At 65.3% G+C, this 11,026-nt stretch carries 9 protein-coding genes; 6 read left to right on the plus strand and 3 right to left on the minus strand.

All coding sequences use genetic code 11. The features are described 5' to 3' along the window. The first annotated feature begins 21 nt into the window (after positions 1-21). The 5 genes from AKL29_RS31455 (at position 22) to AKL29_RS31475 (ending at position 6,210) form a co-directional block, all read left to right on the plus strand. On the plus strand, positions 22-795 hold the full coding sequence (locus AKL29_RS31455; protein ID WP_028334900.1) for an SDR family NAD(P)-dependent oxidoreductase: 774 nt from the start codon (positions 22-24) through the stop codon (positions 793-795). A 42-nt stretch (positions 796-837) separates the two neighbouring features. Next, positions 838-2,490, plus strand: coding sequence for an FGGY-family carbohydrate kinase (locus AKL29_RS31460; protein ID WP_050386841.1), 1,653 nt, complete (start codon positions 838-840; stop codon positions 2,488-2,490). Positions 2,491-2,499: 9 nt separating this feature from the next. Beyond that, entirely contained in the window at positions 2,500-3,438 is a 939-nt protein-coding gene (locus AKL29_RS31465; RefSeq protein ID WP_050386842.1) for a carbohydrate kinase family protein, read from the plus strand. A gap of 406 nt (positions 3,439-3,844) precedes the next feature. Continuing rightward, on the plus strand, positions 3,845-5,554 hold the full coding sequence (locus AKL29_RS31470) for a pyrroloquinoline quinone-dependent dehydrogenase (RefSeq protein WP_028334903.1): 1,710 nt from the start codon (positions 3,845-3,847) through the stop codon (positions 5,552-5,554). 89 nt (positions 5,555-5,643) lie between these two features. Then, positions 5,644-6,210 (plus strand): c-type cytochrome, encoded by a 567-nt coding sequence (locus tag AKL29_RS31475; protein WP_244482525.1) that lies wholly within the window; start codon positions 5,644-5,646, stop codon positions 6,208-6,210. Between the two features lie 352 nt (positions 6,211-6,562). Here the strand turns inward: AKL29_RS31475 and AKL29_RS31480 are convergent, their stop codons facing one another. Next, positions 6,563-7,381: a class I SAM-dependent methyltransferase gene (locus AKL29_RS31480; RefSeq protein WP_038377577.1), complete on the minus strand. Its 819-nt coding sequence runs from the start codon at positions 7,379-7,381 to the stop codon at positions 6,563-6,565. Positions 7,382-7,680: 299 nt separating this feature from the next. Further along, complete coding sequence (locus AKL29_RS31485; RefSeq protein ID WP_193395265.1) at positions 7,681-8,595, minus strand: ankyrin repeat domain-containing protein; 915 nt, start codon at positions 8,593-8,595, stop codon at positions 7,681-7,683. A 223-nt stretch (positions 8,596-8,818) separates the two neighbouring features. Between AKL29_RS31485 and AKL29_RS31490 the strand changes: the two genes are divergently transcribed. Beyond that, positions 8,819-10,237, plus strand: a complete 1,419-nt coding sequence (locus tag AKL29_RS31490; protein ID WP_050386845.1) for an amidase — start codon at positions 8,819-8,821, stop codon at positions 10,235-10,237. Between the two features lie 34 nt (positions 10,238-10,271). Here the strand turns inward: AKL29_RS31490 and bla are convergent. Beyond that, the coding region (gene bla / locus AKL29_RS31495) for a class A beta-lactamase (protein ID WP_152977846.1) at positions 10,272-11,026 on the minus strand (755 nt) is incomplete at its 5' end.

The raw sequence follows: 11,026 nt of genomic DNA on the forward strand, positions 1-11,026 counted from the left end.
AAGAAGCTAAGGAAGAAGAAAATGTATCTCGAGAAATTCAGGCTCGGCGGCAAGACCGCCATCATCACCGGCGCGGGTCAGGGCATCGGGCTCGCCTGCGCCGAAGCGCTCGCCGAAGCCGGCGCCAAGGTCATCATCGGCGACCGCGACGCCAAGGTTGCCAATGACGCGCAGGCGGCGCTGAAGGCCAAGGGCTTCGACGCCGACATCGCGCTGATGGACGTGACGGATTCCGCTCGCGTCGCCGCGGTCGCCGACGAACTGGTCGGCAAGTATGGCAAGGTCGACATCCTCGTCAACAATGCCGGCATCGCACGGAGCGAGACGCCGGCGGAAACCGTAACCGACGAGCACTGGCTCAACGTCATCGACGTCAACCTGAACGGCACCTTCTGGTGCTGCCGCGCCTTCGGCAATCACATGCTGAAGGCGAAATCCGGCACCATCGTCAATGTCGGCTCGATGTCCGGCTTCATCGTCAACAGGCCGCAGGAACAGTGCTTCTACAACGCCTCCAAGGCCGCGGTGCATCACCTGACGAAATCGCTCGCCGCCGAATGGGGCGCGCGCGGGGTTCGCGTCAACGCCGTGGCGCCGACCTATATCGAGACGCCGCTGAATGCCTTCGTGAAGAACAGCCCCAAAATGTACGACGCCTGGATCGGCGGAACCCCGATGGCGCGGATGGGGCAGGTCGACGAGATCGCCTCCGTGGTGCTGTTCCTGGCGTCCGAGGCGGCGAGTCTGATGACCGGAAGCATCGTTCTGGTCGATGGCGGCTACACTTGCTGGTAGGCTTGCGCCCGGGGATCATGCTCAACGGAAGATAGAGCGGTCATGCGGCAAGCCTATATCGGGGTGGACGTCGGCAGCACCAGCGCCCGGGCGGGCGTGTTCGACGAGTCGGGCAAGCTGCTCGGGTCGGCCCGGCATCCGATCCGGGTCTGGCACGAGCCCGGCGATATCGTCGAGCAATCGTCCGATGACATCTGGGCGGCCTGCGCCGCTTCCGTCGGCAAAGCGATGCGGGAGGCTGGAATTGCGGCCGAACACGTCAAAGGCATCGGCTTCGACGCGACCTGTTCGCTGGTCGTGCTCGACAGAGCGGGCCGGCCGCTCACCGTCAGCCCGTCCGGCGATCCCGTACGCAATGTCGTGGTCTGGATGGATCACCGCGCGATGGACGAGACCGAATTCGTCAACGCGACCGGCGACAAGGTGCTGCGCTATGTTGGCGGCGCCATCTCGCCGGAGATGGAGATCCCGAAAATCCTCTGGCTGAAGCGGAACCTGCCCGCGACCTTCGAGGCCGCCGGGCATTTCTTCGATCTTGCCGACTATCTGTCGTTCCGCGCCTCCGGCTCGCTGGCGCGCTCGACCTGCACGGTCACTTGCAAATGGACCTATGTCGCGGGCGAGGGCGGCTGGAGCGAATCCTTTTTCAAGCGGGTCGGACTCGAGGCACTGGCGGCCGACCGCTTCGGGCGGATCGGCAGCGAGATCGTGCCGCCCGGCTCGCCGCTCGGCCGCGGGCTGTCTGAGGATGCCGCGCGCGATCTCGGCCTCGTGCCGGGGACCGCGGTCGGTGCCTCCCTGATCGATGCCCATGCTGGCGGCGTCGGCGCGATCGGCGGCCGCGATGGCTCCGGCGCCGAGGTCGATGTCTGCCAACGGCTCGCCTACATCATGGGAACGTCGGCCTGCATCATGGCGACGACGGTCGATCCCTGCTTCGTGCCCGGCGTCTGGGGGCCGTATTTCGAAGGCATGGTGCCCGGCTTCTGGCTGAACGAGGGCGGCCAATCCGCGGCCGGCGCTGCGATCGATCACCTGCTCAAGTCGCATCCGGCGCATGCCGAGGTTTCGCTCGCGGCGAAGACCGACGGCGTCGACGTCATCGAATACCTCGAGAGGCGCATCCTGGCGCGCAGCGGCCATGCCGGTGCTGCGGTGCTGCTCGCGCGCAACGTTCATGTTCTGCCGGAATTTCTCGGCAACCGTTCGCCCTATGCCGATCCCGGCTCGCGCGCGGTGATCGCGGGGCTCGATCTCGACACCGACGTGTCGGCGCTGGAGCGGCTGTTCATCGCCGGCCTGTGCGGGCTGGCCTATGGCCTTGCCGACGTCATCGACGCCTTGCAGGCGCATGGCGTCAACGGCAAGACCATCGTGATCGGCGGTGGCGCGAGCCGCAGCCCCCTGGTGCGCCAGATCATGGCCGACACGACAGGTTACACAGTGGCGCTGCCGCAGACGCAAGAACCCGTCTTGCTCGGCGCCGCGATGCTGGGCGCGGTCGCCAGCGGTGCGCACGATTCGATCAATGCGGCGATGGCCGGCATGTCGGCGCTCGGGCGGTTGAGCGAGCCGACCAGGCCGGAACTTGCCGAGTTCCACCGCAAGAAGCGCGGCGTGCACAAGATGCTGCGGGAGCTTGACCGCGACAGCCGCGAGGCGATGAGGCGGGCGCCCGGCGAAGCGCCGACGTAAGGTTTCCCCATGCTGCTGAGTTGCGGAGATGCACTGATCGATTTCCTGCCGTCGCGGACGGCGGATGGACGCGAGGCCATGACGCCCGCGGTCGGCGGCTCCTGCCTCAACATCGCGATCGGCAGCGCCCGGCTCGATGTTCCCACCGGCTTTGTCGGCGGCATCTCGGCCGACACATTCGGCAGGATGATCGCCGATCATGCCGTAGCCTCAGGCGTCGATCTCAGCCGGGCGACGCGCAGCGATCACCAGGCGACGCTGGCGTTTGCGCGCGTCACCGGCACCGAGACGCAATACGCCTTCTACGACGCCGACACAGCGTCGCGGAACTGGACCTATCGGCGCGATGCGGTCGCGCTTGACGAGGTCACCTGCGTGCATACCGGCTCGACCACGCTGGTCCATGACAAGGGTGCTGCGGAGACGCTGGCCTTGATCGAGGATGCGCGGCCGAACGTGACGATCTCGCTCGATCCGAATTGCCGGCCGAACCTCGTCAAGGACAAGGACGCCTATCGCGCGCGCATGCTTGCGTTCTGCGGCAAGGCCGACATCGTGAAGATGTCCGACGTCGACTTCGCCTATCTGTTCGGTGACGAGGCCCATGCTGCGCGGGCCGAGGCGCTGCTGTCGGGCGGCGCATCGCTCGTCGTCATCACGCGCGGCAATGATGGCGCCTGTGCCTGGCATCGCAAGGCCGGATCAATCGCGGCCGAAGCGCCGGTGGTGAACGTCGTCGATACGATCGGCGCCGGCGACAGCTTTCAGGCGGCGATGCTCGCCGCGTTGCATCGGCTGGACCGGATCGCGCAGCCGCGGTTGCGCGACGTCTCCGCGGCCGAGTTGACCCGTGCGCTGTCCTTTGCTTGCAAATGCGCCGCCTTCACCTGCACGCGGCCCGGCGCCGATCCGCCACGGAGCCGGGAGTTGCCGGCCGACTATTGGTAGGGCATGCGCGGCCTCAGCCGGCGCGACGTCCCGCGCGATGCCGTCGCTTGACGCTTAGTCTCATTTTGCGTGCTGCGCCTGCGAAGGCAAGTCTGCCCGACGATGCGTGAAGGCGTCCGAAGCACCCGATATCGCTCGGATTTGATGCCAACCCGCGATCGCTGCGTTTCGAGCGTGCGAAGTCATGCTGCTTCGGCTTCGCTTTGAGCGCATCGGTTGTCTTTGTGAAAGACCGCGCTAACATGGAACCCATCCATCGATACCTGTCGTCGTCTTTTTTTGATCGTCTATTGCAGCGCAACCAGGCCACGCAACGGGTTGCGGGCTCGCCAGGGCGACCGGGCCTCGAAGGGAAGTAGCAGACACGCATCCCTAATATTGCAACCGAGAAATAACGGGGGAAGATATGTATGTGAAAGGGATTGCGGCATTCGCCGCCGCACTCGGCGTTGGCCTGTTGTCGGGCGCCGCCATCGCGCAGGAAGTCAAGCAGGAGAAGCAGTCGGTCCTCGGCAACGCCAATGTTTCTCCGGTGACCCAGGAGCAGCTCAACGCCGCCGACAAGAGCACCAGGGACTTCCTGCTCACCAACGGCAACTATGCCCAGACGCGATTCTATCCGGGCAAGCAGATTAGCCGGGACAATGTGAAGAACCTGCACGTCGCATGGATCTTCCAGACCGACGTCAAGGAATCGCTTGAGACATCTCCGATCGTCGTCGATGGCGTGATGTTCGTCACGACGTCGTTCAGCCATGTCTATGCGCTCGACGCCAAGACCGGTCAGCAGCTCTGGCACTATGCCCACAAGATGGGCCCGATCACGGTTTATTGCTGCGGTCCCAACAATCGTGGCGTCCAGGTGCTCGGCGACCGGGTCTATCTGGCGACGCTCGATTCCAAGCTGATGGCGCTGAATGCCAAGACCGGCGAGGTGGTCTGGACCACCAACATCGCCGATCCCGAGCTCGGCTACAGCGAGACGATGGCGCCGACCGTGGTCAAGGACAAGGTACTGATCGGAACCAACGGCGGCGAATACGGCATCCGCGGCTTCGTGCGCGCCTATGACGCCAAGACCGGCAAGCAACTCTGGAATTTCCACACCATTCCGGAGAACTCCGTCGGTGTCTGGGCGACCAAGGACGCCACCGGCCGCGACATGCATCGCAATATCCAGGCCGAGAAGGACATGCTCGCCAAGATCGGCGATCCCTATGCCAAGCTCGGTGGCGGCGTGTGGCAGAACCCGTCGGTCGATCTCGCGACCAACCGGATCTACTTCGTCGTCGGCAACCCGTCGCCCGACCTCGACGGCTCGAACCGGCCCGGCGACAACCTCTACACCAACTCGCTGGTCTCGCTCGATCTCGACACCGGCAAGTATGTCTGCCACTTCCAGTACATCGCCCATGACGTCTGGGACCTCGACGCGGTCAGCCCGACGGTGCTGGTCAACGTCAAGGACAAGAGCGGCAAGACGATTCCCGGCGTCATCCATGCCGGCAAGACCGGGCACATCTATGTGCACGATCGCAAGGACTGCAGCCTGATCCGCTTCTCCGAGGCGATGGTGCCGCAGGAGAACATGTGGGTGCTGCCGACCAAGGAAGGCGCGCGCATGTTGCCCGGCGCCAATGGCGGCGTCGAATGGTCGCCGATCGCGACCGATCCGGGACAGGAGCTGGCCTACGCGATCAACCTGCACCAGCCGATGACCTACCACGTCGAGAGCTCGGCCTATCCGAACGGCAAGCTGTGGCTGGGCGGCGCCTTCAAGGTGATCCCGGGCGAGAAGCAGGCGGGCAACATCACCGCGGTGAACTACAACAACGGCAAGATCAAATGGCAGGTCAACACGCCCGAGCCGATGATCGGCGGCATCCTCGCTACCGCCGGCGGCCTGGTCTTCACGGGCGAAGGCAACGGCAAGTTCGCGGCCTACAATTCGTCGAACGGCAAGGAGCTGTGGAGCTTCCGCGCCGGCGCCGGCGTCAATGCGCCGCCGTCGAGCTACATGGTCGGCGGCAAGCAATATATCGTGGTCGGTGCGGGCGGTAACACCCAGCTCGACTACAAGCGCGGCAACAACATCATCGCCTTCACGCTCGACTGAGCCTGGGGCTGATGCATCATTACGCGTGCAAACATTGACGGCGAGGCGGGACCGGTTCGGTCCCGCCTCTGTTTTCTACGGATGAGCAGATGTTCAGTAGATGGATGATTTGCGGCGTCGCGCTGTTGCTGATGGCGGCGCAGGCGCGCGCAGAGACGATTGAGGAAAAAGTACAGGTCTGCGCCGGCTGCCACGGCGAGAGCGGCAAGCCGGTCGACAAGACCATTCCGACGATCTGGGGCCAGCAGGCCGGCTATCTCTACATCCAGCTGCGCGATTTCAAGCGCGGCGATCGCAAGAGCGAGATCATGCAGCCGATCGCGGCCCAGTTCGAGCGCGACGACATGCTGGCGATCGCGGAATATTTTTCGCAGAAGCCGTGGCCTGACCTCGGCCAGCCGCGTGCGCCCAAGGACGTGGCGGAGAAGGCGGTCAGCGCCAGCCGCTCGGTCGGCTGCCCGGCCTGCCATCTCGATCGCTTCCAGGGCGACGGCACGGTGCCGCGGCTGGCCGGGATGGGGCGGGATTACCTCGCCAAGACCATCGCCGATTTCCGCACCCGTGCGCGCGGCAACAATCCCGGCATGTCCGACCTGATGCTGGCAACGTCGCCCGACGACCTTGCCGCACTGGTGGAGTATCTGGCGGGGCTGTGAGCGGCGGGCAGGCTAATGGGATGAGGTCGGATAGCGCGCGATGGAGGTGCGCTCCCTCTCCCGCTTGCGGGCAGGGCAATCGCATATGGCTCCAGCACCGGTGTTTCCGCGCCGTCATGGCCGGGCCTGTCCCGGCCATCCACGTCTTTCGCGGAAACCAAGATGTGGATGCCCGGCACAAGGCCGGGCATGACGAGTTTTGTGGAGCTATCGAGCCCATATGCGATTGCCATGCGCTTGCGGGGGAGGTCGAGCCAGCTGCCGTCAGACCGCTCAGCCTCACTGGTTCTTGGCCCGTTGCTAACCTTGGCGCTCGCTCGCGCGGCGTCCAAAAGTGAACCCAAAACAGACATTAGCGGAGGGAAGCAATCGCTACGAACGATTGCTGCGGAAATGTCAGCTTGCCACCTGCCAGCATCGAATGGTCGAGACGAGAGGCAGCATCCTCGGAAATCGAGATGATTAGCCGCTCCCGCTCAAGCGCCTCTTTGTCCTTTAAGAGGCCAGCCATCGGCGTTGCCGTGAGCTGAAAGCGGACATAATCCAACATTGACGGGAACTTAATCTGTTGGGTCACAGCGGCCACATCGACAAAATCAAAGCCCGCCTGTTTCGTCCAATCGGCAATCTCCTGAGCATCGCAAGAGAGGTGCTCGGAACGTTTGGTGCGCGACGCCTCTTTTCCCAGGCACTTATCGAGTGCCTGCACAAAAGCGTGTGCTGCTGGAGTTTTCTCAATTGCGCTGTAGACGCTGAACCCAGCGCGTCCTGCGGGCTTCAGCACCCGCACCATTTCCTTTAGCGCAAGAAGCCGGTCTGGAAAAAATTGAAGCCCAAGTTGGCAAAGCACCACGTCGAAGCAGTCTGCTTCAAACGGAAGGTCAAGCGCGCTCCCCTCAACCCATTCAATTTTTGGAGATTTCGAGCGCGCAATTGCGAGCATCGCAGTATTGAGGTCAAGGCCAACCACTCGTCCCGCCAAGCCTAGTTGCTGCGTCGACCTCGCGACTATGCCGGTCCCACAGGCGACGTCGAGCACGCTTTCGCCTTGCCTAGGTGCGATGCGGTCGAGCAGGTCACTCGCCCATACCGAAGTAATGGCTGGTACAAGATAGCGTTCGTAGAGTTCCGGCGCGCTGGCATCCATTTGCCAATGTTCGTGGACCGACATGACTTCCCCTACCGCGAGTGGAAAGTATCGAACGTCTTGAGTGTTGATGCTGGCCTATTGGATGGCAAGCTGCAAGGGAGTCTGCTTATGGCCCATCTGCGACCTCAGGGAATGTCCGCTCTTCAGCCGCTGCCGCTTAATGAGTACATGCCCTGGAACGCCGAAGCAGAGCTTCGGCTATGTCGCATCGTGAGACTCGATCCGGGTGAGGGGGAGTCTCCGCAAACCCGTCTCTTGCTGTGTACGCGGTGATAGACCCTCACCCCAGCTCTCTGGAGAGGGAGCACGGTCATCATGCCTCAACGCGGCGTCAGCTCCTCGCGCAGCGCCGACAGGATGGTGAGATCGGCGGCATGCTTGCCGGCCTTGTCGGCCAGCGCCGCATCGGCGCCATGAGCGAGCAATGCCTTCGCGATTGCAGGATGATTGCCCTCGGCGGCGATCATCAGTGCCGTGCGGCCGCGCGCATCGCGGTCGTCGACCTTGGCGCCGGCGTCCAGCAGGTACGAGACGACCTCCAGTGCCTGCGCCTCCGGCACGGTCTCGTCAGGGCCGGCGGCCCACATCAGGAGTGTCAGATCGTTGGCGTAGCGCGCGTTGATCTCGATCTCGCGCGCGAGCAGCTGCTTGACGATGCCGAGCTGGCCGCCCGCCGCGGCATAGACGACCGGCGGCTTGCCGGTGTCGTCTGCCTTGCGGCCGTCGGCGCCGTGCGCCAGCAGCATGCGCACCACCATGTCCCTGCCGGCATAGGCCGCGGCCGCGACCGGGGAGGCGCCGCTGCGTCCGGTGAGATTGACGTCGGCACCGCGGTCGATCAGGCGCTGCACGATCGCGACATGGCCGCGCTCGGCGGCAAAGTACAGCGCGGTCGATCCCGCGAGGTTGCGCGCATCGAGCGGCGCGCCGCGCGCCAGCAGCAGGTCGACCATCGCGAGATGGCCGGAGCGGGCGGCGTGGCTCAGCGGCCTTGCGCCCAGCCGGTCCCGCGCATCGACCGAGGCGCCGTGATCGAGCAGCTCGGTGGCAAGGTTGATGCAATCGGCGTTGGCGGCCGCAAACAGCGACAGCGAGATCTCGACCGCGCTGAGCTGGGCCTTGTCGGTTTCGTATTTGCGGATCAGCTCGCGGCACCGCGCCGGATCGGGCCCCGCGAGGCTGCCGTGCACGCTGCCGGCAACGATCAGCGCGGCGAGGGCAATGCGGCGATACAAGGCGTGGTCCTCCGTCATGTTGACAGCAGCGCCATTCGGTTCGAGCGTCGCATGATCCTCGGTCGCTGCCAAGCCGCGCGGCAGGGAAGGGCCCGCCGATTCGGCAGGCCATGCGCCGTCGCGGCTCCGTGGCGGCACGCCATGCGTCCGAGCCGATGGACTTGCGGCATGCCACGCGGCACGATGCGTCCGTCGACCATCTTTGACGCGAGTCCACGCCCAAATGAGCGACGATCTGTGTCTGCTGTCTGCCGTTGAGCTTCGTGGGCGCATCGCCCGCAAGGAGGTCTCGCCTGTCGAGATTACGCGCGCGGTGCTCGCCCGTGCCGAGCGGCTGCAACCCGAATTGAACTGCTTCATCACGCTGTGCGGCGATGCGGCGATGGCGCAGGCGAAAGCCGCCGAGCGGCAAATCACGGCTGGCGAGCCACTCGGTCTGCTCCACGGCATCCCCTTCACGGTGAAGGACATCGTCAACACCAAAGGCGTCCGGACGACCTTCGGCGCGGTGCCGTACCGGGACAACGTGCCCGACAATGACGCCGTCGCCGTGGCCCGCCTCCGTGCCCAGGGCGGCATATTAATCGGCAAGACCACGACGCCGGAGTTCGGCAGCAAGTGCCTGACGGATTCGCCGCTGTTCGGACGGACGCGCAATGCATGGAGTGCCGAGCGGTCCAGCGGCGGCTCCAGCGGCGGCGCGGCGGTCGCGGTCGCGAGCGGCATCGCGCCGCTGGCGGTTGCGACCGATGGCGGCGGCTCCACCCGGATTCCGGCCGCCTGCAACGGCGTGGTCGGAATCAAGCAGAGCAACGGGGTGATCCCGCATAGCCAGGTGCAGGACGCTTTCGGCAACCAGACCTATGTCACACCGACCACGCGCACCGTTGCCGATACGGCGCTGATGATGCAGGCGATGGCGGGAGAGGATCCGTCGGATCCCTGGTCGATCGGGGTGCCGGTGCCTGACTATCTCGGGCTTGCCGCGCCGCGCGGCGACCTCAGGGGCCGGCGGGTGCTGTTCTGCGTGTCGCCGCCGGGGCGCCCGGTCACGTCCGATGTGGCCGCGGCGTTCAAATCCAGCCTCGACCGGCTGGCGAGCCTCGGGGCCGAGCTCGAAGAGTTTTCCGGCGACGGCTTTGACATCGAGCCGATCTGGCGTGCGATCAACCACACCGTCTGGCGCACCCGCTTCGAGAAGCTCGCGGCCGATCATCCGAATGATCTCAGCGCAACCTTCCTGAAGCTCGCGCTGGCGGCGCAGGTCAGCGGTGTCGACTACCAGCGGGCGATGTTCGAGCGCACCGTGCTGTTCCGCCGGGTGCAGTCGCTGTTTGCGCGCGGCGATCTCCTGGCGATGCCGACCTTGACCCGGTCGGCGCTGCCGATCGACCAGGACCTGTTCGGCACGATCGAGATCGATGGCCGGAGTTTCGACAGCGTGCGGCCGCACTGGTTTCCCTGGACCATGCTGTTCAACATGACCGGGCATCCCGCCGTCAGCATCCCCGCAGGTTTCGGTCGCGACGGCCTGCCGATCGGACTGCACCTGGTCGGCCGCTTCCGGGCCGATGCCGAACTGTTGCGCGTTGCGGCGTTGTTCGAGGCGGCGAGCGACTTGCTTGGTCGCTGGCCGACCTGATGTTGTCGGCGACGCTGATCGCGGCGTCGCAGGTTTAGCCGCTCTGCCCGGTGCTCGCATTCGCGACGGCGCGCGCGACATTGGCGATCACCTCGTTGCACGTCTCCATGGGTGCGCTTGCCCCGGTCAGGTAGACCGTCACCACGATCGGCTTGCGGCCGGGCGGCCAGAACACGCCGATATCGTTGTAGGTGCCGCGCTCGCCGGTGCCGGTCTTGTCGCCGACCCGCCAGTCGCGGGGCACGCCGGCACGCAGCCTTGCGTCGCCGGTCTTGTTGGCGACCATCCAGTCCACCAGCTTCTGGCGCGAGGCCGCGGACAGGACATCGCCGAGCAGCACGCGCTGCAAATCCTTCAGCATCGCGACAGGACTCGTGGTGTCGCGCGGGTCGCCGGGCACGGCTTCGTTCAACTCCACCTCCCAGCGGTCGAGCCGGCTGACATTGTCGCCGATGGTGCGGAAGAAGCTGGTGAAGCCGGCCGGCCCGCCGATCTCGCGCAGCAGCAGGTTGGCGGCGGTGTTGTCGCTGAGCGTGATGGCAGCCGCGCAGAGTTCGGACAGCGTCATGGCCGAACCAACGCGTCCCTTGGTGACCGGCGCGTAGGCCAAGATATCCTTGGCCTCGATCTGCACGCGCTGTTCGAGGCTGGTTTCGCCGCGGTCGACCCGGTGCAGCACCGCGGCCGACGCCATCGCCTTGAAGGTACTGCACATCGGGAACCGCTCGTCGCCGCGCCGGCTCGCGCGCAATCCCGTCTCCATGTCGAGTACGGCGACGCCGAGCCGGC

The organism is Bradyrhizobium pachyrhizi, assembly GCF_001189245.1.
In the GTDB taxonomy this organism is placed as follows: Bacteria; Pseudomonadota; Alphaproteobacteria; order Rhizobiales; family Xanthobacteraceae; genus Bradyrhizobium; species Bradyrhizobium pachyrhizi.